The sequence below is a fragment of the Streptomyces sp. 6N223 genome (genome assembly GCF_052246635.1).
Lineage (GTDB): Bacteria > Actinomycetota > Actinomycetes > Streptomycetales > Streptomycetaceae > Streptomyces.
The window spans coordinates 1-24,012 of the sequence record NZ_JBQQCA010000072.1; the positions used below are offsets into that span (position 1 = coordinate 1).

General features: G+C 73.8%; 19 protein-coding genes, 2 tRNA genes and 1 riboswitch. Of the genes, 14 read left to right on the top strand and 7 right to left on the bottom strand.

Annotated elements, in window-relative coordinates; translation table 11 throughout:
* Both ACTWQH_RS29610 and ACTWQH_RS29615 read right to left on the bottom strand, forming a co-directional pair.
* Positions 1–1,045, bottom strand: a 1,045-nt coding sequence (locus tag ACTWQH_RS29610) for a serine/threonine-protein kinase (RefSeq protein ID WP_443289867.1), incomplete at its 3' end; no start/stop codon positions are given.
* Between the two features lie 114 nt (positions 1,046–1,159).
* A complete protein-coding gene (locus tag ACTWQH_RS29615) occupies positions 1,160–1,765 on the bottom strand; it encodes a TetR/AcrR family transcriptional regulator (protein ID WP_443289868.1) in 606 nt (201 codons plus the stop codon).
* A gap of 131 nt (positions 1,766–1,896) precedes the next feature.
* On the opposite strand from ACTWQH_RS29615, the gene ACTWQH_RS29620 reads away from it, so the two are divergent.
* A complete protein-coding gene (locus ACTWQH_RS29620) occupies positions 1,897–3,618 on the top strand; it encodes an ABC transporter ATP-binding protein/permease (RefSeq protein ID WP_443289869.1) in 1,722 nt (573 codons plus the stop codon).
* A gap of 22 nt (positions 3,619–3,640) precedes the next feature.
* Positions 3,641–5,464 (top strand): thiol reductant ABC exporter subunit CydC, encoded by a 1,824-nt coding sequence (gene cydC / locus ACTWQH_RS29625; protein WP_443289870.1) that lies wholly within the window; start codon positions 3,641–3,643, stop codon positions 5,462–5,464.
* 16 nt (positions 5,465–5,480) lie between these two features.
* On the opposite strand, the gene ACTWQH_RS29630 is transcribed toward cydC, so the two are convergent.
* Both ACTWQH_RS29630 and ACTWQH_RS29635 read right to left on the bottom strand, forming a co-directional pair.
* The gene (locus tag ACTWQH_RS29630) at positions 5,481–7,337 is read right to left on the bottom strand and encodes a serine/threonine-protein kinase (protein ID WP_443289871.1); all 1,857 of its coding nucleotides are present in this window, start codon (positions 7,335–7,337) and stop codon (positions 5,481–5,483) included.
* Between the two features lie 179 nt (positions 7,338–7,516).
* Positions 7,517–7,588, bottom strand: a tRNA-Gln gene (locus tag ACTWQH_RS29635).
* A 180-nt stretch (positions 7,589–7,768) separates the two neighbouring features.
* Between ACTWQH_RS29635 and ACTWQH_RS29640 the strand changes: the two genes are divergently transcribed.
* The 10 genes from ACTWQH_RS29640 to ACTWQH_RS29685 all read left to right on the top strand — a co-directional run bounded on the left by ACTWQH_RS29640 (position 7,769) and on the right by ACTWQH_RS29685 (position 19,839).
* Positions 7,769–9,196 (top strand): sensor histidine kinase, encoded by a 1,428-nt coding sequence (locus tag ACTWQH_RS29640; protein WP_443289872.1) that lies wholly within the window; start codon positions 7,769–7,771, stop codon positions 9,194–9,196.
* The gene (locus ACTWQH_RS29645) at positions 9,189–10,511 is read left to right on the top strand and encodes a cytochrome P450 family protein (RefSeq protein ID WP_443289873.1); all 1,323 of its coding nucleotides are present in this window, start codon (positions 9,189–9,191) and stop codon (positions 10,509–10,511) included. The genes ACTWQH_RS29640 and ACTWQH_RS29645 overlap by 8 nt, the downstream gene beginning before the upstream one ends.
* Before the next feature lie 118 nt (positions 10,512–10,629).
* Entirely contained in the window at positions 10,630–11,808 is a 1,179-nt protein-coding gene (locus ACTWQH_RS29650; protein WP_443289874.1) for a LysM peptidoglycan-binding domain-containing protein, read from the top strand.
* Between the two features lie 261 nt (positions 11,809–12,069).
* Positions 12,070–12,264: riboswitch (cyclic di-AMP (ydaO/yuaA leader) on the top strand.
* Between the two features lie 3 nt (positions 12,265–12,267).
* Positions 12,268–12,888: a LysM peptidoglycan-binding domain-containing protein gene (locus ACTWQH_RS29655; RefSeq protein ID WP_443289875.1), complete on the top strand. Its 621-nt coding sequence runs from the start codon at positions 12,268–12,270 to the stop codon at positions 12,886–12,888.
* Between the two features lie 188 nt (positions 12,889–13,076).
* On the top strand, positions 13,077–14,357 hold the full coding sequence (gene eno / locus ACTWQH_RS29660) for a phosphopyruvate hydratase (protein WP_443289876.1): 1,281 nt from the start codon (positions 13,077–13,079) through the stop codon (positions 14,355–14,357).
* A 48-nt stretch (positions 14,358–14,405) separates the two neighbouring features.
* Entirely contained in the window at positions 14,406–14,981 is a 576-nt protein-coding gene (locus ACTWQH_RS29665) for an FtsB family cell division protein (protein ID WP_443289877.1), read from the top strand.
* 20 nt (positions 14,982–15,001) lie between these two features.
* Positions 15,002–15,523: a DUF501 domain-containing protein gene (locus tag ACTWQH_RS29670; RefSeq protein WP_443289878.1), complete on the top strand. Its 522-nt coding sequence runs from the start codon at positions 15,002–15,004 to the stop codon at positions 15,521–15,523.
* Positions 15,520–16,485 (top strand): Ppx/GppA phosphatase family protein, encoded by a 966-nt coding sequence (locus ACTWQH_RS29675; protein ID WP_443289879.1) that lies wholly within the window; start codon positions 15,520–15,522, stop codon positions 16,483–16,485. Before ACTWQH_RS29670 ends, ACTWQH_RS29675 begins: the two co-directional genes overlap by 4 nt.
* Positions 16,486–16,877: 392 nt before the next feature.
* Entirely contained in the window at positions 16,878–18,359 is a 1,482-nt protein-coding gene (locus ACTWQH_RS29680) for an NAD(P)/FAD-dependent oxidoreductase (protein WP_443289880.1), read from the top strand.
* A 118-nt stretch (positions 18,360–18,477) separates the two neighbouring features.
* Complete coding sequence (locus ACTWQH_RS29685; protein ID WP_443289881.1) at positions 18,478–19,839, top strand: class I SAM-dependent methyltransferase; 1,362 nt, start codon at positions 18,478–18,480, stop codon at positions 19,837–19,839.
* A gap of 83 nt (positions 19,840–19,922) precedes the next feature.
* Here ACTWQH_RS29685 and ACTWQH_RS29690 read toward each other — a convergent pair whose 3' ends face one another.
* Positions 19,923–20,717: an ABC transporter ATP-binding protein gene (locus ACTWQH_RS29690; RefSeq protein WP_443289882.1), complete on the bottom strand. Its 795-nt coding sequence runs from the start codon at positions 20,715–20,717 to the stop codon at positions 19,923–19,925.
* Between the two features lie 320 nt (positions 20,718–21,037).
* Between ACTWQH_RS29690 and ACTWQH_RS29695 the strand changes: the two genes are divergently transcribed.
* Together ACTWQH_RS29695 and ACTWQH_RS29700 are read left to right on the top strand one after the other, a co-directional pair.
* Positions 21,038–21,119 (top strand) — tRNA-Leu (locus tag ACTWQH_RS29695).
* Positions 21,120–21,541: 422 nt separating this feature from the next.
* A complete protein-coding gene (locus ACTWQH_RS29700) occupies positions 21,542–22,402 on the top strand; it encodes a Bax inhibitor-1/YccA family protein (protein ID WP_443289883.1) in 861 nt (286 codons plus the stop codon).
* Positions 22,403–22,483: 81 nt separating this feature from the next.
* Here ACTWQH_RS29700 and ACTWQH_RS29705 read toward each other — a convergent pair whose 3' ends face one another.
* Positions 22,484–22,813, bottom strand: a complete 330-nt coding sequence (locus ACTWQH_RS29705; protein ID WP_443289884.1) for a hypothetical protein — start codon at positions 22,811–22,813, stop codon at positions 22,484–22,486.
* Positions 22,810–23,925 (bottom strand): hypothetical protein, encoded by a 1,116-nt coding sequence (locus tag ACTWQH_RS29710; protein ID WP_443289885.1) that lies wholly within the window; start codon positions 23,923–23,925, stop codon positions 22,810–22,812. The genes ACTWQH_RS29705 and ACTWQH_RS29710 overlap by 4 nt, the downstream gene beginning before the upstream one ends.
* Between the last annotated feature and the right edge of the window lie 87 nt (positions 23,926–24,012).

Sequence of the window (24,012 nt, forward strand, 5' to 3'; positions counted from 1 at the left end):
CTCCGGCGGTGGTCGGCGGTCCGAACCCGCCGGTCGGTGGTGGTGGGGTGCCGGGAGGGACGACGGCGGTGGGGGTCCAGCCCGGGGGTGCGGCGGCGGGCTCCTCGGAGTCCAGCAGGCCGACGGCCTGGCGGCCGAGCCCGGCGAGGAGCGAGGAGGGCAGCCACGGATCGGGCACCGGCTTCCCGAGCCGGATGCTCTGCCCGGCGTCGTCCCAGAGGTCGCCTTCGGCGGTGTACGCCAGGAGTTGGTCGAGGGTCGGGCGGGCGGTGGGGTGGGGGGCGAGGCAGGCGGTGATGAGCTCGCGGTGGCGGTCGGGGAGGCCGGACAGGTCCTTCTCGTCCTGGATGATGCGCAGCATCAACACGTGCATGGCGCTGTCGGGGTTGCCGAACGGGGAGCGGCCGGTGGCGGCGAAGGCCAGCACGGAGCCGAGGCAGAAGATGTCGGAGGCGGCGGTGAGGGGCTCGCCCCGGCACTGCTCGGGGGACATGAAGCCGGGGGAGCCGACGACGGCTCCGGTGCGGGTCAGGGCGCTGGTGGCGTCGGCGGTGGCGCCGGCGGCGCGGGCGATGCCGAAGTCGATCACACGCGGGCCGTCGATCGTCACCAGCACGTTGGAGGGCTTGAGGTCGCGGTGGATGAGCCCGGCGGCATGGATGTCGCGCAGCGCGCGTGTGAGGCCGTTGGCGAGGGCCAGGACCGAGCGCTCCGGCAGCGGCCCGTGGAGGGCGGCGACGACCTCGTGCAGCGAGGGTCCGGCGACGTAGCCGGTGGCGACCCACGGCGTTTCGGCTTCCAGATCGGCGTCCAGGACGGGTGCGGTCCAGTCGCCGCCGATGCGGCGGGCGGCGTCGACCTCGTTGCGGAAGCGCTGGCGGAACTCGGGCTGCCGGGCCAGCTCGGGCAGCACGAGTTTGAGCGCGACGGTGCGCCCGCGCGGGGAGCGCGCGACGTAGACCTGTCCCATGCCGCCCTCGCCGAGCTTGCCGACGAGCCGGTAGGCGCCGATGGTCTGTGGGTCCTGTGGCCCGAGTGCCTTCATGTGGTGTGTTTCCTCCCCGTGCCTCCGGCTGGTGAGCATATGCGGAGGCACGCGTCCCCCTTGCCGGGGGAGGGGACGCTGTTCTGGCCCTGGCCGGTTTCCGCCTACGCAGAACTACGCAACGCAGGCCCGGCACAGGCGCAGGCTCTCGGCGATGACCGCCTCGACGAGGTCGGTGTCCGAGGCCACGTGGACCAGGTAGTCCGCCGAGCCGTGCATCGCGTTGTAGAGCAGCACCGCCGTGGCGTGCGGCGAGGCCAGACGGAACGCCCCGGCCGCGGTCCCCGCCTCCAGCAGCTCCCGGAGCTGCGCGGCGTGCGCGTTGGCGGCCGAGTCGGCCGCGTTGCCGTGCACATCGGCCGGGATACCGGGGCTCGGGTGGAGGAAGAGCGCGTCGTGCAGGCGGGCGTTCGCCAGGTAGCCGCGCAGGCCGGACTCCATCCAGCGCAGCAGCCGCCCGAGCCAGTCGTCCGCCGGCAGCTCGCCGAGCTCGGCGGCCTGACGGGCGGTCAGCTCCACCACGAACCGCTCGCGGAGCGCGTCGAGCAGCTGCTCCTTGGAGCGGAAGTAGAGGTAGAAGGTCCCCTTCGCGACCTGCGCCCCCGCCGTGACCTCGTCCACGGTGAGCGCGGCGACGCCCTTGTTCTCGACGATCCGCATGGCCGCGTCCAGCAGGTCGCCCCGGCGCCGCTCCGGGGCGGTGGTGCGAGGTCGTCTCATGCCGCGCACTCTTTCACATCGACGGCGGATTGTTTCCGGAAACGGTTTTCAGTAAGGTGACTGACGGTCAGTCGTTCAGTCGGTCAATCCGTGAGTCAGTCAGTCAGTGAGTGAGAGGGAGGCGGAGGCACATGCTCGTGCAACGAAACCTGCTGAGGCTCGTGCGCCCGGTCAGAGGGCTGGTCGCGGCGAGCGTGGGCCTGGCGTTGCTGATCACCGGCGCCCGCGTGGCGCAGGCGCTGCTGCTGGCCCACGTGGTCCTCGGCGTCGCCGTGGAGGGCGACGACCTCGCCTCGCTCGCCGGACCCCTGTGGTGGCTGGCCGCCGTCATCGCCGCCCGCGCCACGCTCGTCTGGCTGGCCGAGGCGCTGGCCGCCCGGACCGCGCACGCCACCAAGAAGCACGTCCGGGACCGGGTCTACGCCCGGCTGATGGAGCTCGGCCCCGGCTACGCGGCCCTCCACCGCAGCGGCACCGTGAGGGCGGCGGTCGTCGACGCCGTCGAGAGCCTGGAGGTGTACAACGCCCGCTACCTCCCCGCGCTCCTCCACGCCCTCACCGCACCCCTCGCCGTCCTGGCGTTCCTGCTCGCCGAGGCCCCCTGGCTGGCGCTCATCGGGCTGGCCGGAGCGGCGTTCTCCGTCGTCGCACCCGCCCTCTTCATGCGCTGGTACAGCGACCGCAGCGACCGCGTCTGGGCCGAGATCGGCGCCTTCGACGCGGAGTTCACCGACACCGTGCAGGGACTCCCGACGCTCAAGGCGTTCGGCGCCTCCGCCCGCCGCCGCGCCTTCCTCGCCGATCTCGCCGAGCGGGTCCGCCGCGTCAGCATGGGCGAGCTGCGGATCGGGCTGCTCAACGCCTCGCTCCAGCGGCTCGGCACGCTGGGCGCCGCCTCCGCCGTGCTGATCGCCGCCGCCGTCTCCGTCACCGACGGCGGCGTGGCACCCTTCGCCGCCGTCCTCGTGATCTTCCTGACCGGCGAGGTGTTCCGGCCGCTGGACGACCTCGGCGCCCTCGTCCACGAGGCGATGGGCGGCGTCGGCGCCGCCACCAGGGTCGCCGGCATCCTCGACGCCGAGGACCCCACCCCGGCCCCGCGCGACCCGCGCCCGGCCGGGCGGCTGGCGCCCACGGTGGCGTTCGAGGGCGTCACCCTCACCTACCCCGGCCGCGACGACCCCGCGCTGCGTGAGGTCTCCTTCACGGCCGGGGCCGCCGCCCGCCTCGCCGTCGTCGGCCCCTCGGGCTCCGGCAAGACCACACTGGTCTCGCTGATGCTGCGCTTCCTCGACCCGGAGGCCGGCACCGTCCGCGTCGGCGGGCGCGACGTGCGCGAGCTGGACCCGGACGAGCTGCGCGCCATGTTCGCCGTGGTCTCCCAGGACACCTACCTCTTCCACGGCACCATCGGCGAGAACATCGCGCTCGGCCGCCCCGGCGCCTCCCGGGAGCAGGTGCGCCAGGCCGCGCGCGCGGCGGGCGTGGCGGCGTTCATCGAGGAACTGCCCCACGGGTACGACACCCCCGTCGGCGAGCGCGGCCTCCAGCTCTCGGGCGGGCAGCGGCAGCGCATCGCCATCGCCCGCGCCGTGCTCAAGGACGCCCCCGTCCTCGTGCTCGACGAGGCGACCTCGGCCGTCGACGCCGCCGGCGAGGCCGCCATCCAGCAGGCCCTCGACGCCGTCTCCCGGGGCCGCACCACCATCACCATCGCCCACCGGCTGTCCACCGTGCGGGACGCCGACGAGATCCTCGTGCTCGCCGGGGGCCGGATCGCCGACCGGGGCACCCACGAGGCACTGCGCCAACGCCAGGGCCTGTACGCCGAACTGATAGCCGCGCAGCGCTGAGGAATCCGGAGGAGCCACCACCATGAGCCACGCCCACGCCGACGCCGACGCCCACGACGACGACCGGGCGGCCCCCGCCCCTGCCCCCGTCCACCCGCGCCCGCTCCGCGGCCTGCTGCCGTACCTGCTCAGCCGCCGCCGCGCCTTCGCCCGCGTCGTCGCCTCCGGGATCGTGCTCTCCGCCAGCACCATCGCCGCCGCCGGAACCGGCGCCTGGCTGATCGGCGGCGCCGTGACCGGCGAGCCGCTCGCCACCCTCGCACCGCGCATCGCCTGGCTCGTCGCCCTGACGGCGACCGCCCTCGTCAGCGTCTGGTGGCAGAGCGAGACCGGCCACGACTGGGCGTTCCGCCTGCTGCGCGAGCTGCGCATCAGGATCTTCGACGGCCTCGAACGCGCCACCCCCGGCCGGATCCTCGGCAAGCGCACCGGCGACCTGGCCTCCACCGCCGTCAACGACGTCAACACCACCGAGCTGTTCTTCGCCCACGTCGCCGGCGACTACGTCGGCGCCGTCGTCGTCTCGCTCGCCACGCTCGGCGTCATCGCCGCGCTCGCGCCGCCCGCCGCGCTCGTCGCCGCCGTGCTGATGGCGCTGGTCGCCGTCGTGCCCTTCGCGCTGGCGAGGCGCGCCGCCGAGGAGGGGCGGGCGATGCGGGCCGAACTCGGCAATCTCAACGCCGAGGCGCTCGACGGCGTTCAGGGGCTGCGCGAACTGACCGTCTTCGGCCAGGGCCGGGCCTACCGGGAGCGGATCCTGCGCCGCACCGACGAGCTCAACGAGCACCAGCGGCGTTACGCCCGGCGCTCCGGAGCGGAGCGCGCCGCGACCGAGCTGCTGCTCGCCGCCGGAATGCTGCTCACCCTCGTCGCCACCGTCCGCGAGGTGGACGCGGGCGCCCTGGAGCCGGCGCTGGCCCCCGTGGTGATGGTGCTCACCGTCGCCAGCCTCGGGCCGATCGCCGCCGTCTCCGCCTCCGCCCGTACCATCGGCGAGGTGCGGGCCGCGGCCGCCCGCGTGCTGGCCATCACCGAGTACCCCGCGCAGGTCCCGGAGGCGCCCGGCCACGGTGACGGCGGCGGCGCCGCGCCGCCGCCGCCCGCCGACGCCACCGTGCGGTTCGAGGACGTCCGCTTCGGCTACGCCCCCGACCGGCCGCCCGTGCTCGACGGGGTCTCCTTCACCATCGCGCCCGGCCAGAGCCTTGCCCTCGTCGGCGCCTCCGGCGCGGGCAAGAGCACCTGCGCCCACCTGCTGCTGCGGTTCTGGGACCCCGGCTCCGGGCGCATCACCCTCGGCGGGCGGGAGCTGCGCACGCTCCCGACGGCCGAGCTGCGCCGCCTCGTCAGTCTCGTCCCCCAGGACGTCTACCTCTTCAACGCCTCGATCCGCGACAACATCCGCCTCGGCCGCCCCGAGGCGAGCGAGGAGGAGGTCCGGGCCGCCGCGTGCCAGGCCCACGCCGGCGCCTTCATCGAGGAGCTGCCCGAGGGATACGACACGCGGTGCGGCGAACGCGGCGCGGCCCTCTCCGGCGGGCAGCGGCAGCGCATCGCACTGGCGCGAGCCCTGCTCACGCGGTCGCCCGTACTCGTCCTGGACGAGGCGGTCTCACAGCTCGACACGGCGAGCGAGGCGGCGATCAACAGCGCGCTGGCCGAGGCCCGCGCCTCGCGCGCGCTGCTGGTCATCGCGCACCGGCTGTCGACGATCCGCACGGCGGACCGCGTGGCGCTGCTGCGGGAGGGTCGCGTGGTGGCGGCGGGGACGCACGAGGAGCTGCTCGGCAGTAGCCCGGCGTACCGGGAGCTGCTGGCCACGCAGCAGGTCCATGCGCAGGCGTAGGGCGCGGCCGCGGCCGTTACGGCAGCTCCAGCGTCCAGATCGCCGAGTCGCCGTAGAGGCTGTAGTTCGTGTACTCCAGGTCGACGAAGCCCGCGTCCGCGGGGACGGCGTATCCGAGGTCACCGGTCATCTGGCGTCCGGGCAGCAGGGTGCCGCTGAGGCTGTACTCCAGGCCGTCGTCGTAGATCTGCTCCACCGTCGTGCCGCTCTCCCCGGCCCGTGCCGTCAGGCTGAGGAAGACGTCGATGCTCTCCTCGCCGTTGTTCTCCACGGTGACGGTCGTCATGTACGCGCCGTCGCCCGGCTGCATGCCGATGGCGTACTCGCCCGGCGTGAACTCCGTCAGCCCCGAGATGGTGATCGTCAGGCCGCTCTCGTACTGGGCGGTCTCGCCCGGGCCGAAGTTGTAGGTGGTGCCCTCGCCGTCCCCGTACTCGCCCTCGTCGCGCAGCAGGCCGTCGTCGGTGGTCTCCTCGCCCGTGTCCGTGGGGTCCGCCGTCACGTCGTCCGCCGACGGCTGCGAGTCGTCGGCCGCGTCGTCGTTCTGGTCCTGGTCCTGCGTCTGCGCGGTGGTCCGGGAGTCCGCCTCGTCGCTCTTGTCGTCGTCCGAGCCGCCCGAGGAGCTGATCACGGCCACCGCGACGATCACCGCGACCACGGCGACGCAGGCGGCGATGATCAGCGGCATCGCGTTACGCCGCCCGCCGCCCGGCTGGCCGGGGCCAGGACCGGGACCGTAGCCCACGGGCGGCAGCGGCGTTCCCACCGGATGCGGCGTCGGCGCCCCGAACCCGCCGGCCGGCGCCGGCGCCGGGGCGTACGGGGACGGCGTCGCGCCCGGCTGCGGCGTGCCGTACGCCGGCGGCGGGGCCGTCATCGTCGGCGGGGGCGGCGAGGGCGGCATGGTGGGGGCGTTCGGCGGGTGCGCGGCGTTCGGCTGCGGGGTGGCGACGGGCTCCTCTGAGTCCAGCAGCCCCACGGCCTGGCGGCCGAGGCGGGCGATCAGCGCGGCGGGCAGCCACGGCTCGGCCTCCTGGAGATGCCACAGGTCGACGTCGGAGGTGAGCGTCAGCAGCCGGTCCAGGCCGGGGCGGGCCGCCGGGTCGGGGGCCAGGCACGCCTCGATCAGGCCGCGCAGCCGGTCGGGGATGCCCGACAGGTCCTTCTCGTTCTGGATGATGTGGAGCATCAGGACGTGCATCGCGCTGTCCGGGTTGCCGAACGGCGTGCGCCCGGTGGCGGCGAAGGCGAGGACCGAGCCGAGGCAGAAGACGTCGGAGGCGGCGGTGAGCTGCTCGCCCCGGCACTGCTCGGGCGACATGAAGCCGGGCGAGCCGACGACCGCGCCGGTGCGGGTGAGGGCGTTGGACCCGGCTTCGGCCGCGCCGGCGGCGCGGGCGATGCCGAAGTCGATGACGCGGGGGCCGTCGATCGTCACCAGGACGTTGGAGGGCTTGAGGTCGCGGTGGATCAGGCCGGCGCCGTGGATGTCGCGCAGCGCGCGGACCAGTCCGTTGGCGAGGGCGAGGCCGGAGTGCTCCGGGAGCGGGCCGTGGCTGCCCGCGACCACCTCGTGGAGGGAGGGGCCGGCGACGTAGCCGGTGGCGACCCAGGGCGTGTCGGCGTCGAGATTGGCGTCCAGCACGGGGGCGGTCCACGCACCGCCGATGCGGCGGGCGGCCTCCACCTCGTTGCGGAACCGCTGCCGGAACTCCGGCTGCCGGGCCAGCTCCGGCAGCACCAGCTTCAACGCGACCGTGCGCCCGCGCGCCGAGCGCGCGACGTACACCTGCCCCATGCCGCCCTCGCCGAGCCTTCCGACGAGCCGGTACTCCCCTATGGACTGCGGGTCCTGCGGTCCGAGCGGCTTCATCCCCTGTTTTCCCTCCCCGTCCCCGTGTGCCTGCCGCCGTGCAGGCTCGACGAGGATACGCCGACGGGCGCCCAACGCCCGTGCGGGGTAAGAGACGGTGCCTGAACCGTGACGGTTCCGGAGTGGGAGTCCTGAGGTCCGGGTCGGGGCCGTAGCGGCCGGGACCCGGACCGTGGCTGCTCCCCCGCCAGGATTTGAACCTGGACAATGGGAACCAAAATCCCATGTGCTGCCAATTACACCACGGGGGATAAATTGGGCATATTGCCCTGTTGGTGAGAGCGTTACGCCAGTCCCAACACTATGCCAGCCCACCACCCTTCGATGCGGCGGTATGAGGTCGGCGCTGTCCAGGACGTCCCCCTCCCGCCCGTCCAACTCCTCTCAGAACCCCCCTGAAAAGGTGTGGACCGCGCCCGTAGGCTGTCGTCATGAGTGCGTCGGGGGCGGCCGTGGAGGGGCGGGGGTTCGCGCTGCTGTGGTGGCGGCAGCGGCGCAGTGTCGTGCTGGATGTCGCGCTCGCCCTGCTGTCCGCCGCGGAGTGCGGGGCCCAGGCGGTGGGCTTCGCGGACCGGACCGGGCTGCCCGTCGGCCCGGTGCTGGTGCTGGGGATCGTCGCGGGGTCGACGCTGGTGGTGCGGCGGCAGTGGCCGCTGGCCGTGATGATGGTGTCGATCGCGGTGGTGCCGGCGCAGATGGGCTGGATGCTGGCGTTGGTCGGTTTCTACACCCTCTCCTCCACCGAGGCCCCGCGCCGGGTGATCGGTGCGCTGGCGGGCATGGAGGGGCTGGGGGTGATCATCGTCACCTACCTGGTCATGGAGAGCGACCCCGATCTGCAGGAGCAGGGGCTGCCGGCGTGGTTCACCCCGCTGGTCTCGGCGCTGTTCGGCATTGCCGCGGTGGTGCCGCCGGTGCTGCTCGGGATGTACGTGCGGGCGCGGCGGCGGCTGGTGGAGTCGCTGCGGGACAGGGCCGACGGCCTGGAGCGGGAGCTGGTGCTGCTGGCGGACCGGGCGGAGGAGCGGGCGCACTGGGCGCGCGGCGAGGAGCGGCGCCGTATCGCGCGGGAGATGCACGACGTGGTGGCGCACCGGGTGAGTCTGATGGTGGTGCACGCGGCGGCGTTGCAGGCGGTGGCGCGCAAGGACCCGGAGAAGGCGGCGCGCAACGCGGCGTTGATCGGGGACATGGGGCGGCAGGCGTTGATGGAGCTGCGGACGATGCTGGGGGTGCTGCGGGGGACGACGGCGTCGGCGTCGGCCGGGGCGGGCGGCGGTGGTGGCGCGGCGGCGGCCTCCTCGCGGCTGGCGGAGATCGCGGTCTCGGCGAGCGCGGGCGGGGGAGCGGGAGCGGACGCCGGCGCGGGCGGGCGTGGGGGCGCCACGGCTGAGGCGTCGGGCGTGGCGGGCGTCGCGGAGCGGGCCGGGCCGGAGGAGGGCGAGGGGCCGTGCCTGGCGGAGGTGGCGTCGCTGGTGGAGCAGTCGCGGGCGGCGGGGATGGCGGTGGAGCTGAGCGTGGAGGGGGAGCCGCGCGGGTACGCCGGGCCGGTGGAGGCGACGGCGTACCGGGTGGTGCAGGAGGCGCTGACGAACGTGCACAAGCATGCGGCGGGCGCGGCGGCGCGGGTGCGGCTGGCGCACCGGGAGGGGGAGGTGGCGGTGCTGGTGCAGAACGAGCCGCCGCCGTCCTCGCCGTCGGAGGGCGCGCGGGCGGCGCGGCTGCCCAGCGGGGGGAACGGGCTGGTGGGGATGCGGGAGCGGGTGCTGGCGCTGGGGGGTGGCTTCGTGTCGGGGCCGCTGGACGGCGGTGGCTTCCGGGTGTCGGCGGTGATTCCGGACCGGGGCGCCCGTGGGTGAGGCCGGGGCGGGTGAGGCTGGGGCGGGTGAGACCGGGACCGGGACCGGTCCGCGGCTGTTCGGGTGGGAGTTCGCGGCTGACCCGTATCCGGCGTACGCCTGGTTGCGGGAGAACGCCCCCGTGCACCGAGCGGTGCTGCCGAGCGGGGTCGCGGCGTGGCTGGTGACGCGGTACGAGGACGCGCGGCGGGCGCTGGCCGACCCGCGGCTGAGCAAGGACCCGCGACGGCACTCCCCGGACGCCCATGAGCTGGGCCGCGTCGGCATCCCGGGTGAGCGCAGCGCGAACCTGTTCACGCACCTGCTGAACATCGACCCGCCGGACCACACGCGGCTGAGGCGGCTGGTGTCGAAGGCGTTCACGCCGCGGCGGGTGGCGGCGTTCGAGCCGCGGGTGCGGGAGCTGACGGCGCGGCTGGTGGACGGCTTCGCGTCGCGCGGCTCGGCGGATCTGATCGAGGAGTTCGCCTTCCCGCTGCCGGTGTACGCCATCTGCGACCTGCTCGGGGTGCCGCGCGCGGACCAGGAGGACTTCCGGGAGTGGGCCGGGATGATGCTGCACGCGCAGGGGCGGCGGGGCGGGGTGGGGCGTTCGGTGAAGCGGATGCGGGCGTACCTGGGGGAGCTGATCCACCGCAAGCGGGCGGAGGGCGCCGAGGGCGGGGAGAGGGCTGGGGGCGGGGACCTGATCTCGGGGCTGATCCGGGCCTCCGACCACGGGGAGCACCTGACGGAGGAGGAGGCGGCGGCGATGGCGTTCATCCTCCTCTTCGCGGGCTTCGAGACGACGGTGAACCTGATCGGGAACGGGATGCTGGCGCTGCTGCGCAACCCGGGCGAGCTGGCGCGGCTGCGGGCGGCCGTGGCGGCCGACGGGGACGAGGCGCCGCTGCTGGTGTCGGGGGTGGAGGAGCTGCTGCGGTACGACGGGCCGGTGGAGGTGGCGACGTGGCGCTTCGCGGACGAGCCGCTGACGCTGGGCGGGCAGGCCGTGGAGCGGGGGGAGGCGGTGCTGGTGGTGCTGGCGGCGGCGGACCGGGATCCGGAGCGGTTCGGCGGCGACGCCGACGTGCTGGATCTCGGGCGGCGGGACAATCCGCACCTGGGATACGGGCACGGCATCCACTACTGCCTGGGCGCGCCGCTGGCGCGGCTCGAAGGGCGGCTGGCGCTCGGGGCGTTGCTGCGCAGGTTGCCCGATGTCCGGCTTGCGGTGGATGAGGGTGATCTGCGGTGGCGTGGCGGGCTCATTATGCGAGGGCTTCGGTCACTGCCGGTGGAGTTCGCGGCGGAGGGTGTGACGCAGCGTCAGTGATCGCGATCGATGTGATCTGGGCGTGATATCTGCGCGATCTCCTTGTGATGCGCGGGCGCGCGGGCTAGGTTCTGCCGTCAATGCGCCCAACTCCGCGCCATCGAAGAGAGGTCAGTGGATGATGTCCGGAACCGGCCGTCACCGTCGCCCCAGGCAGGCCCCCGCGTTTCTCCTCACGGCGGGGGTGACCGGCGCGGGCATGGCCCTGCCGCTGCTGGGAACGGGCTCGGGCTCGGCACAGGCGGTCAGCGACGAGACGTGGGACGCGGCGGCCGAGTGCGAGTCGGGCGGGCTGTGGAGCGCGAACGACGGCAGCGGCTACTACGGCGGCTTCCAGCTCACGATGCGGATATGGGAGGAGTACGGCGGCCAGGAGTTCGCCGCCCGCCCCGACCTGGCGAGCCGCGACCAGCAGATCATGGTCGCGGAACGCATGCTGGCCGACCAGGGGCACGAGGCCCTGCCGGGCTGCGCCCTGATGTCCGGCCTGTGGCGGGAGTACCGCGAGGAGCGGGACGGGTCCGGCGGCGGGCAGGCCGGGGGCGCGGGCGAGGCGGGCGCCGAGGAGTGCCCGGCCGGCGTCGGCGGCGACTCGTCGTCCCTCGGCTCAGGCGCCGCCGGACTCTCCGGCGTGACGCAGGACGCGGAGGACGCGGCGGGCACCGGAACCACCGACGGAGCTTCCGGCGGCAGCGGCCTGCTCGGCGGCAGCGGGCTCCTCGGCGAGGCCGACGGCACGGATGGCGCCGACGCCTCCGGCGGCGCCGACTCCGGGAGTTGTGCCGATGACGCCGAGGCCCCGGGTGATGCGGAGGGCGCCGGGGATCCCGAGGGCGGCGGCACCGATGCCTCCGGTGGCGCCGGGGACGACGCCACGCCCCCGGAAGGCGCCGACGCCTCTGGAGACGGTGAGAACGCCGGTGAGACCGCCGGTGGCGCCGGTGACGCGGGAACCAGCCCGGGGGCCGACGGCACCGGCACCGGGCCCGGTCAAGGCGCCGACGCGGGCGACGGTGGGGGCGACGGCCCGGACGCCGGGACCGCCGGGCCGTCCGCCGAGGACGGCGCCGGCGCGTATCGTCACGGCACGGGCGGCCGGCACCGCGGCGCGCCCGATCCCGCCGAGGAGCGCGGCTACGCCGTCGGCCGCGGCGACACGCTCTCCGGCATCGCCGCCGCGTTCGGGCTGCCGGGTGGCTGGGCCGCGCTCTACCAGGAGAACAAAACGGTCATTGGCGACGATCCCGACCATATACTCCCGGGCCAGCGGCTGGACTTGACCGTTACGGGACGTTAGCTCCAGGGGTGTCAGAGCGATTTCACATGCGATCCGGTGTGACCATCATCTCGTCCTCCGGTGGGTGTGTCCGACAGTTCCCCCGTGCCCACATCCCCGCTGACCTGCGCCGATTGGCAGTTCTAACCGTCAAGTGCCCCCTTTTCGCATGATCTTGATCGTTCTTGAACCGTTAGCTCCGGTGTGTCTAGTGTCCCGAGCGCCCGGCACCGTGCCGGGCGTCCGGGCCGCCACGCCGAGTCCTGCCGCCGGCCCACCTGAACTATCAACGCGCCACCACCGCAGGCAGGAGCGGGGGACCCGCCACGCGCCACGCGCGTGGACGCCGTTCGAGCCCATCGAGCGGCTGGGGTGAAGCCGAGGCGGCGGAACGCACCCGCGTACCGCCCGTCCCGGCCGGGCCACTCACCGGCCCGAACCCGACAGCTCACCTCGTAGGCGTCGGTGAGAAGGAACGTCATGCTGTTCACGGGCAAGGGCCGTCACCGCCGTCCGTCCAAGTCATCCCGCATCGTCGCGGCAGCCGGCGTCACCGGGGCCGCGGTCGCGATTCCCTTCATGGCCGCCGGCAGTGCCGAGGCCGCCTCCGTCGAGACCTGGGACGCCGTCGCGGAGTGCGAGTCCAGCGGCGACTGGTCGATCAACACCGGCAACGGCTTCTACGGCGGCCTGCAGTTCACCCAGTCGAGCTGGGAGGCGGCCGGCGGCACGCAGTACGCCGCCCGCGCCGACCTCGCCACCAAGGACCAGCAGATCGCCGCCGCCGAGGTGCTGCTCTCCATGCAGGGCCCGGGCGCCTGGCCGGTCTGCGGTCCCCAGGCCGGCCTGACCGCCGGCAGCGAGGCTCCCGCGATCGACCCGTCCGGGACCGGCGCCGTCGAGGCCCCGGCCGAGCCGGAGCAGGAGGCCCCGGTGCAGTCGTCCGGGTCCGGCTCCGGCTACACGGTGGCCGCGGGCGACACCCTGTCGTCCATCGCCGCCGCCCACGGCACCACCTGGGAGCAGGTCTACGCCGACAACGAGTCCGTCATCGGCGGCGACCCCAACCTGATCTACCCGGGCCAGGAGCTGAGCCTCTGAGCCGATCGGCCACTTCATTACCCGGATGACCCGGTGCGGGGCGTTCACGCGCCCTGCACCGGGTTTTCTTCCGCGATTAAACAAAAACGGCGTGCACCTGGCGGGTAGGGGCCGACGCCCGGCCCCGGGCCGGTTAGGCTCTCACCCGGACCACCTGACCCGTCAGCCGTACCCGTAAGGAGACCCTCGTGTCGTCCATCGACGTCGTCGTAGCCCGGGAGATCCTCGACTCGCGAGGCAATCCGACGGTCGAGGTCGAGATCCACCTCGACGACCACAGCCGAGGCCGCGCCGCCGTGCCCTCCGGCGCCTCCACCGGGGCGTTCGAGGCACTGGAGCTGCGCGACGGAGACTCCGGCCGCTACCAGGGCAAGGGCGTGGAGAAGGCGGTCCTGGCCGTCAGCGAGCAGATCGGCCCGGAGCTCGTCGGCTACGACGCCACCGAGCAGCGCCTGATCGACCAGGCGATGCTGGACCTCGACGCCACCGCCGACAAGTCGGCGCTGGGCGCGAACGCCATCCTGGGCGTCTCCCTCGCCGTGGCGCACGCCGCCGCCGAGTCCCGCGACCTGCCGCTCTTCCGCTACCTCGGCGGGCCCAACGCCCACCTGCTGCCCGTGCCGATGATGAACATCCTCAACGGCGGCGCCCACGCGGACTCCAACGTCGACATCCAGGAGTTCATGATCGCGCCCATCGGCGCCGAGTCATTCTCCGAGGCGGTGCGCTGGGGCGCGGAGATCTACCACACGCTGAAGTCCGTGCTGAAGAAGCGGCAGCTGGCCACCGGCCTGGGCGACGAGGGCGGCTTCGCGCCGAACCTCGGCTCCAACCGCGAGGCGCTCGACCTGATCGTCGAGGCCATCCAGAAGGCGGGCTACACGCCGGGCCAGGACATCGCGCTCGCGCTGGACGTCGCCGCGACCGAGTTCCACAAGGACGGCTCCTACGTCTTCGAGGGCACCTCCCGCACCGCCGCCGAGATGACCTCCTACTACGCCGAGCTGGCGCAGGCCTACCCGCTGGTGTCCATCGAGGACCCGCTGAGCGAGGAGGACTGGGAGGGCTGGCAGACGCTGACCGCGCAGCTCGGCGACCGGCTCCAGATCGTCGGCGACGACCTGTTCGTCACCAACCCCGAGCGGCTCCAGCGCGGCATCGACTCCAAGGCCGCCAACGCCCTGCTGGTGAAGGTGAACCAGATCGGCTCCCTGACCGAGACCCTGGACGCCGTCGAGCTGGCGCAGCACAACGGCTTCGCGTGCATGATGTCCCACCGCTCCGGCGAGACCGAGGACGTCACGATCGCCGACCTGGCCGTCGCCACCAACTGCGGCCAGATCAAGACCGGTGCCCCGGCCCGCTCGGAGCGGGTGGCCAAGTACAACCAGCTCATGCGCATCGAGGAGATCCTCGACGACGCGGCCGTGTACGCCGGCCGCACGGCGTTCCCGAGGTTCAAGGGCTGAGCGGCACCCCGGCGCCCCACCGCGCCGCGCCGCGCCACGGGAGGTGACATGGCCGCCGAACGCGAGCGCTTCAGCACGACCACGCGCCTGCGGGCCCTGGGCTCGCAGGCCGCCGAGCGCGTCTACCGCGCGCAGAACCGGCGGCTGCGCCGCCCCCCGCGCCGTACCCGGCTCACCGGGCGGGCGGCGCTGCTGGCGCTCGTCGTCTGCGGGCTGATCGTCGCCCTGGCGTATCCGCTGCGGCAGTACATCGCGCAGCGCGCCGACATCGCCGAGCAGCGCGGCGAGGCGGACGCGGCGCGGGAGCGGGTGGAGGAGCTGCGGGACATCAAGGCGCGCTGGGAGGATCCTGCGTTCGTGGAGCGGCAGGCGCGCGAGCACTTGCAGTACGTGCGGCCAGGGGAGATCGGCTACCTGCTGCCGGAGGGCCCGTACGCCCGGGACAGCGGCCAGGGCGGGGACAATGACCTGGAGACCCGGCGCCTCCAGGACAGCGAGGCCGCCGAGGACCGCCCCTGGTACGACAACTTCTGGGACGGCATCGACCAGGCGGACCAGCAGGACCAGCAGGCGGACGAGGCAGACCAGGCAGACCAGGCAGACCAGGCAGACCCCACACGGTGAACCGACCCACGAACCAGCCCATGGAACCCGCGACCCCCGCCGACGCCGCCGCCGTCGCGGCCCAGCTCGGCCGCCCGCCGCGCGGGCTGCGCGCGGTCGCCCACCGCTGCCCGTGCGGCAACCCGGACGTGGTGGAGACCTCGCCACGCCTGCCCGACGGTACGCCGTTCCCCACCACCTACTACCTGACCTGCCCACGCGCCGCCTCGGCCGTGGGCACGCTGGAGTCCAGCGGCCTGATGCGGGAGATGACGGCCCGCCTCGCCGAGGACCCCGAGCTGGCCGCGGCGTACCGGGCCGCGCACGAGGACTACATCGCGCGCCGCGACGCCATCGAGGTGCTGCCCGGCTTCCCCAGCGCGGGCGGCATGCCGGGCCGCGTCAAGTGCCTGCACGTGCTGGTCGCGCACGCGCTGGCGGCCGGTCCCGGCGTGAACCCGCTGGGCGACGAGACGCTCGCCAGGCTGCCGGAGTGGTGGCGCAAGGGCCCGTGCGTCAGCATCGGCGAAGAAGCCGGAGAGGAACGGGAAGAGAGCGCATGACGGCGACTGCCGCCGCCGCGATCGACTGCGGCACCAACTCCATCCGCCTGCTGATCGCCGAGGCCGACCCCGCCACCGGCGTGCTGACCGACCTCGACCGGCGCATGGAGATCGTCCGCCTCGGCCAGGGCGTCGACCGCACCGGGCGGCTCGCCCCCGAGGCCCTGGACCGCACCTTCGCGGCCTGCCGCCGCTACGCCGACGCGATCCGCGCCCACGGCATCCCGCCCGAGCGGATCCGCTTCGTCGCCACCTCAGCCTCCCGCGACGCCGAGAACCGCGAGGACTTCACGCGCGGCGTCAAGGAGATCCTCGGCACCGTGCCGGAGGTGATCACGGGCGAGGAGGAGGCCGAGCTGTCCTTCACCGGCGCCACCCGAGAGCTGGCCGGGCGGCCCGGGATCGACCCGCCGCACCTGGTGGTGGACATCGGCGGCGGCTCCACGGAGTTCGTGCTGGGCGACGGCCGTGTCCGGGCCGCCCGCAGCGTGGACATCGGCTGCGTCCGGCTCACCGAACGCCACCTTCTGCGCGAGGACGGCCGCATCGCCGACCCGCCGGCGCCGGAGCAGGTCGCCGCCATAGCCGCCGACATCGACGCCGCCCTCGACCTCGCCGCCCGCCGCGTGCCGCTGGCCGAGGCCCACACCCTGGTCGGGCTGGCCGGCTCGGTCACCACCGTCGCCGCGATCGCCCTGGACCTGCCCGCCTACGACTCCGCCGCCATCCACCACACGCGCGTCCCCGTCGCCCGGGTGCGCGAGATCACGGGCCGGCTGCTGGCCGCCACGCACGCCGAGCGCGCCGCCATCCCGGTGATGCACCCGGGGCGCGTGGACGTGATCGGCGCCGGGGCGCTGGTGCTGCTCAGGGTCATGGAGCGGATCGGGGCGGCGGAGGTCGTGGTCAGCGAGCACGACATCCTCGACGGCATCGCCTACAAAGCGGCAGAGGGGGCGTGACCCGCACCGGCGAGGGTGTCCGGCCGGGGGTTCGGGGGTTGTCCCCCGATGCAAGCGAGCCTCGACGGCATCGCGTGGAGCCTGGTCTGAGGCTCCGCCGCGCGCCGGCCACGCCCCGTCCGGGAAAGTTCGTGAAGTTTTTCACATGCTCGGGCGCCACAAAGCTCCTTGTCGACACGTGATGGTCACCTCACGGCCCTCTGAACGCCCGCGATCCGCCCCCATCCGACGTCGACCCGCCCCGCCGACGGGGTGTCGCCTGGCCTCCGACCTGCACCGTTGCGGAATGCCGCGCCGCTCGGCCGAGGGGGTGCGGGAGTGTAGCAGAGGGCACGGGAAGCTTGTGAAGGGGCTCACGAGCGCACCCAAATGGGCGGAGAGATACTGATGACATGAGCACCACGGAACGTCCCCGAATCCTCGTCGTGGGTGGGGGTTACGTCGGTTTGTACGCCGCCCGCCGGATTCTGAAGAAGATACGGTACGGCGAGGCGACGGTCACCGTCGTTGACCCACGCTCGTACATGACCTACCAGCCGTTCCTCCCCGAGGCTGCCGCCGGCAGCATCTCCCCCCGGCACGTCGTGGTGCCGCTGCGACGCGTCCTCCCCAGGGCCGAGGTCCTCACCGGCCGCGTCACCACCATCGACCAGGACCGGCGCGTGGCCAGCGTGGCCCCGCTCGTCGGCCGCCCCTACGAGATCCCCTTCGACTACCTCGTCGTCGCCCTCGGCGCCGTCTCCCGCACCTTCCCCATCCCCGGCCTGGCCGAGCAGGGCATCGGGATGAAGGGCGTCGAGGAGGCCATCGGCCTGCGCAACCACGTGCTCGAACAGCTCGACAAGGCCGACTCCACCACCGACGACGACGTCCGCCGCAAGGCGTTGACCTTCGTCTTCGTCGGGGGCGGCTTCGCCGGCGCCGAGACCATCGGCGAGGTCGAGGACCTGGCGCGCGACGCCGCCAGGTACTACCCGTCCATCAGGCGCGAGGACATGCGCTTCCTCCTCGTCGACGTCGCCGACCGGATCCTGCCCGAGGTGGGGCCCAAGCTCGGCGAGTGGGGCCTGGAGCACCTTCAGAAGCGGGGCGTCGAGGTGCACCTGAACACCTCCGTGAAGTCCTGCGTCGACGGCCACGTCGAGCTGAGCAACGGCGTCACCGCCGACTCGGGCACCATCGTCTGGACCGCCGGGGTCAAGCCGAACCCGGCCCTGGCCCGCTTCGGGCTGCCGCTCGGGCCCAAGGGGCACGTCGACACCGAGGCCACCCTCCAGGTCAAGGGCACCGACTACATCTGGTCGGCCGGCGACAACGCCCAGATCCCCGACCTGGCCGCCCGCGCCGCCGGCCAGGAGAACGCCTGGTGCCCGCCGAACGCGCAGCATGCGCTGCGCCAGGCCAAGCTGCTGGGCGACAACGTCGTCGCGGCGCTGCGCGGCTTCCCGCAGAAGGAGTACCGCCACGCCAGCAAGGGCGCCGTGGCCGGGCTCGGCCTGCGCAAGGGCGTCGCGATGGTCAAGCTGGGGAAGCTGACGCTGCGCTTCCGCGGCCGGCTCGGCTGGTACCTGCACCGCGGCTACCACGGCATGGCGGTGCCGACCTGGAACCGCAAGATCCGCGTCTTCGCCGAGTGGACGCTGGCCCTCTTCCTCAAGCGCGAGGTCGTCTCGCTGGGCGCGATGGAGCACCCGCGCGGGGAGTTCTACGAGGCCGCCGCCCCGGTGACCGCCGCCGCGCGGTCCAGGTCGGAGCAGAACGAACGCGAGGACCGTGAGGACCGCGAGGACCGCGAGGACCGCGAAGAACACGAGGAAAACGAGGAGCGCGCGGAACGCGAGGACCGCGAGCGCCACGCCGCGCGCGCGAGCTGACGGCGGGCTCGGCGGCATGCGGGCGGCGGCGTTCCGGCTGACACCGGCCGGATGTCGTCGCCCGATATGCCGGACCGGGCTCGCCGCCCTCGCTAGCCTGACGGCTGGAGGTATCACCATGGCCGTCGCTCCCCGGCTCGCCGCCCTCGCCGAGCGCCTGCTCGGCGCCCCTCTGCCCGTGCGCCTGCGGGCCTGGGACGGCAGCGAGGCCGGGCCGCCGGGGGAGCGGGGCGCGGGTGGCGGCCCGGTGGTCGTGGTGCGGCACCCGCGGGCGCTGCGGAGGCTGGTGTTCCGCCCCGGCGAGCTGGGCTTGGCGCGCGCCTGGGTCGCCGGCGAGATCGACATCGAGGGCGACCTGTACGCCGCGTTGGACGCCCTCGCCGAACACCTCTGGGAACGGGACCCGGGCCGGCCCCCGGCCGGTGCCGGGGCCGCGCTGGCCGCCGCGCGCGAGCTGCTGGCGCTGGCCGGGCCCGCCGCCGTGGTGCCCCCGCCGCCGCCCCGCGAGGAGATGCGCCGCCGCACCGGCCCTCTCCACTCCCTGCGCCGCGACCGCCGCGCCATCAGCCACCACTACGACGTGGGCAACGACTTCTACGAGCTGGTGCTCGGCCCCTCGATGGTCTACTCGTGCGCCGTCTGGGACAAGGAGAGCGCGACGCTGGAGGAGGCGCAGGACGCCAAGCTGGAGCTGATCTGCCGCAAGCTGGCGCTGCGCGAGGGCCAGCGGCTGCTGGACGTCGGCTGCGGCTGGGGCTCCCTGGTGCTCCACGCGGCCCGGCACCACGGGGTGCGGGCGCTGGGCATCACCCTCTCCGCCGAGCAGGCCGCGTACGCCCGCCGCCGCGTCGCCGAGGCGGGCCTCGCCGAACGGGTCGAGATCCGCGTCCAGGACTACCGCGAGACCAGCCCGGAGGCGGACGGCCCCTTCGACGCCATCGCCTCCATCGGCATGGCCGAGCACGTCGGCGCGGTGCGGTACCGGGAGTACGCCGAGCGGCTGTTCGCGCTGCTGCGCGAGGGCGGGCGGCTGCTCAACCACCAGATCGCGCGCCGCCCCGAGCCGCGCGGCAGGGCGTACCGCGTGGACCCCTTCATCGACGCCTACGTCTTCCCCGACGGTGAACTCGCCCCGGTCGGCCGGACGGTGACGCAGCTGGAGGAGGCCGGCTTCGAGGTGCGCGACGTGGAGTCGCTGCGCGAGCACTACGCCCTGACGCTCCGCCGGTGGGTGGGCAATCTGGAGGAGGGCTGGCGCGAGGCGGTGCGGCTGACCTCCCCGGGCCGGGCCCGGGTGTGGCGGCTGTACATGGCCGCCTCCGCCGTCTCCTTCGAACGCGGCCGCATCGGCGTCAACCAGATCCTCGCCGTGCGCACCCCCGCCGCCACGGGCGCCTCCGGCCTGCCGCTGCGCCCCCGCGCCTGGACGGAAGCGGGGGCGGAGGTGCCCGGGCCGGGGCTCCGCCCCGAGCCCTGCTAGGGATCCGCCCCCAGACCCCGCGAGGGATGGAGGGTGGGAACCCCGGGCGGCGGGGGACGGCCCGCACCTCCCGCGGGGGCCGTCTACCCGTCCCGCGGGGACGCGTGCTGCACCTCGAACCGCCGGATGTGCCCCAGGACCCCCTCCGCCGTGGGGGAGGTCATCTCGCCGACCACGCGGCCGTCCGCGAGGAAGACCACGCGGTCGGCGTAGCTCGCGGCGACCGGATCGTGCGTCACCATCACCACGGTCTGGCCCAGCTCGCGCACCGAGTTCCGCAGGAAGCCCAGGATCTCGGCGCTGGCGCGGGAGTCGAGGTTGCCGGTGGGCTCGTCGCCGAAGATGATCTCCGGCTTGCCGGCCAGCGCCCGCGCCACCGCCACCCGCTGCTGCTGGCCGCCGGAGAGCTGCGCGGGCCGGTGGCGCAGCCGCTCGCGGAGGCCGACGGTGTCGATGACCTGTTGCAGCCACACCGGGTCGGGGCGGCGGCCGGCCACGTCCATGGGGAGGCGTATGTTCTCCAGCGCGTTGAGCATCGGCAGCAGGTTGTAGGACTGGAAGATGAAGCCGACGCGGTCGCGGCGGAGTTGGGTCAGCCGCCGGTCGCTCAGGCCGTTCAGCTCGGTGCCGCCGATGCGCGCGGAGCCGGCCGTGATGGTGTCGAGGCCGGCCATGCAGTGCATCAGGGTGGACTTGCCGGAGCCCGAGGGGCCCATGATCGCGGTGTACTCGGCTCTGCGGAAGTCCACCGAGACCTGGTCGACGGCGATGACGCGGGTCTCGCCCTCGCCGTAGATCTTCGTCAGCTCCCGTGCCTGGGCGGCGGCTTGCCCGTCGTTGTCCACCTCGTGCGCCTCCGATCCGTGGCTCGCACGCATGCTCCTGCCCATGGTTGAGCGGAGTTCCCCATTCCGTCATCCCCCGTGGTGCTGGTTTCGCGTACTACCTGGGTATGAGGCTCCCGGATGCACGTGCATTCCGGTGCGTGCGCGAGCGTACGCGGAGGGTGGATTTGCGTCATTCCTGCGCCGGGTGTCGGAGAGCGGCATGCTCGTGACCGGTACCGTGCCCCTGATGCGCCATCAGGGGCTCATAAAATCAGACAACATCCGCCTGAGGGGCCGCTGTTCGGGGGACGTTGCCGGATAAGCTCAGTAAGCAACCCGCAGCGCGCCGCGCTCGAAACGGCCTGGGATCTGCCCGGATGGTGGAATGCAGACACGGTGAGCTTAAAACTCGCTGGCCTTCGGGCCGTGCCGGTTCAAGTCCGGCTCCGGGCACCCCCATGGTTGAGCGCGCGACCCGGCTAAACGCACAACGGGCCGGGAAATGTTAGGTCATTTGGACCATCGCGTCCCACAGTTTCCGGAATTGCGCGTTCCGCATCCTTGAGAACCGCATCGGTATCCAAAGCTTCAAATTTGGATTTTCTCGCCCCGGGCGGCACCGACAGGCACCGGCGCCTCGGGCGCCCCCCGATGACTCCCGCGCCTCCGCCGGCCCCCGCGCCCCCCGATGCCTCGGACGCCCCCCGGCGCCCCCGGACTCCGGCGGCGCCCCCGGCCCCGCCAGGTGGGCGTTGGGCCCAGCGGGGAACCAGCCCGACCCTTCCACTCGTTTCAGGGAATGCACTACCGTGCGGTCTTTGCTAACGCATTACTCTGGTAGTCAAGGCCGTGCCGTGCGGCCATGGAGGAGTGAGATGAGGAGTAGCAACCCGGTCTTCACGCGTCGGGGGTTCAGTCGGGACGGTGGCTACGCCGGCTTCAACGCCGGACCGCAGCTGGCGACCGGGACTCCGTACGCGGGCAGCCCGACCAACCCCTACGCCCAGCCGGGCAACCCGTACGCTCAGCCGCAGGTGGGCCCTGACGGCAGGATGATGCCGCCCGCCGCGCCGCCGCGCGCGGGCGTCATGACGATCGACAGCGTCGTCTCGCGCACCGCCCTCACCCTGGGCGCCGTGGTGACCGCAGCGGCGGTCTCCTGGATCACCGACATGCCCCTCGGCCTGGGCATCCTCTTCGGCTTGGTCGCCCTGGTCCTTGGCCTGGTCCAGTCCTTCCGGCGCCAGCCGTCCCCGGCGCTGATCATGAGCTACGCCGTCGCCGAGGGCCTCTTCCTCGGCGTCATCAGCAGCGCGATCAACGCCGCCGCGCCCGGCGCCGCGATGCAGGCCGTGCTCGGCACGATGGCGGTCTTCGCCGGCGTGCTGTTCATGTACAAGCAGCGCATCATCCGGGTCACGGCCCGCTTCACCAGGTTCGTGATCGCCGCCGCCATCGGCTTCGTGCTGCTGTCCGCGGTCAACCTGATCGTCGCCGTCATCGGCGACGGCAACGGGCTGGGCCTGCGCGACGGCGCGCTCGGCGTGCTGTTCGGCATCGCCGGCGTGGTGCTCGGCGCCTGCTTCCTCGCGCTGGACTTCAAGATGGTCGAGGACGGCGTGGCCTACGGCGCTCCCGAGAAGGAGTCGTGGCTCGCGGCGTTCGGCCTGACCCTCACCCTGGTGTGGATCTACATGGAGTTCCTGCGTCTGGTCTACATCCTGCAAGGGGAGTAGCCCGGGCGGCAGCCAACGCGAAGGGCCCGCGAGACGCGCGTCTCGCGGGCCCTTCGCATGTGCCATGCCCGCCCGGCCGGCTCAGCAGCGGTGGTCGCGGACCAGCTCAAGGGCGGCGGCCAGCTCCCGGCCGGTGGCGGGCCCTTCGGGGGCGGCGCGCAGGGCCTCGGCCAGGTCGTGCCCGGCGACGGCGAGCTGGTCGCCGACGGCGTAGATTCCCGCCGCGGGGAACTCGGCGGGCGGCGGGGCGGGGCGTTCCAGGCGACGGGCCCGGTCGGCCAGCTCACGGGCGAGCGCGAACGCCGCCTCGGCCGCGCCGCGCCGGAGCGTGCTCTCGGGCAGGGCGCGCAGCCGGTCGCTGAGCCGGTCGACCGCCGCGTGCAAGTCGTCGGCGGTGGGCTGGGGTGTCACCGCTGGCGGGAGGTGGCGACGATGCGGTCCGCCAGCAGGTAGATGCTCTCCTCGCCGCAGGAGAAGGTCAGGGCGTAGGCGCCCGAGATGCCCGAGCCGCCCAGCAGCACCGGCGGCCGGCCGGACCGGACGGCGGCGGCGAGCCGCTCGGCGGCCTGCCGGTGGCTGGGGGAGAGGCACAGCGTGGTGCCGTCGGCGAAGAGGAAGACGTCCAGCGTGCCCAGCGGCCCCGGCCGCACGTCGATCACCGGGGTGCGGGCCTCGGCGAGCTGGGCGAGGCGGGCGGAGGTGCGCCGGTGGTGCTCCTCGACGGGCTCGCCGGTGAGCGTGTAGCCGGGGTGGGAGGGGTGGCGGCGGCGCGCGGCGGCCAGCTCGGCGGCCTCGCTCGCCCGCTCGCTCTCCTCCTCGTCGTACGCCGCGTCCTCGAACGCCTCGGCCTCGGCGTCCGCCTCCTCGGCGGGGTCGTCGGTCTCGGCGATCCGCTCGGCCGGGTCCAGGGCGTCCAGCGCCTCGACGGCGTCCACGGCGTCCACGGCGTTCGCCGTGTCGGAGCGGTCCACGCTCTCCGCGCTGGGCTGCCGGGGCACGAACGCCACGCCCTCGCGCCCCTCACGCGGCTCGCGCGCCGCGGACCCCTCGCGTCCCTCGTGCGCTTCGCGTGACTCGCGTGACTCGCGTGACTCGCGTGACTCGCGCGCCGGGGTCGCGAATCCGGAGTCGCTGAGCAGGTACCGCTCCAGCAGGGCGTCCAGCAACTCCTCGTCGGCCGCGGCGGCCGTCTCGTGGTCCAGGCCGCCGTCCCCCAGCAGAGGGCCGGATGCCTCGCCGTCGCGCGAGTCCTGCTCGGCCCAGTACGCCCGGGCCTCGGCCAGCTCGCGCTCGCGCTCCGCCGCGAGCGCCTCGGCGACCGCGCTGCGGATCTCCTGGGCCGGGATGGTCCCGGAGGGGCCCGCGCGCCGCGCGCCCACGGCGCCCGCCCTCCGCTCGCCGGTCAGCTCGGCGCGCAGCGCACCCACGTCCGCGCGCAGGCAGCGGGTGGTGTGCAGGGCCGCGATGCCCAGGCCCACGGCAGTGCCTGAGGTCGCCAGCAAGATGAGGGATATGGCGCTCACGGACTCGCTCCCAGTGCTGTTGGTCCCTGATTTCTTATCTCAGGTTTCCGGGCCCCGGCCACGTGGGGCAGTGCAAAATGTCATGAA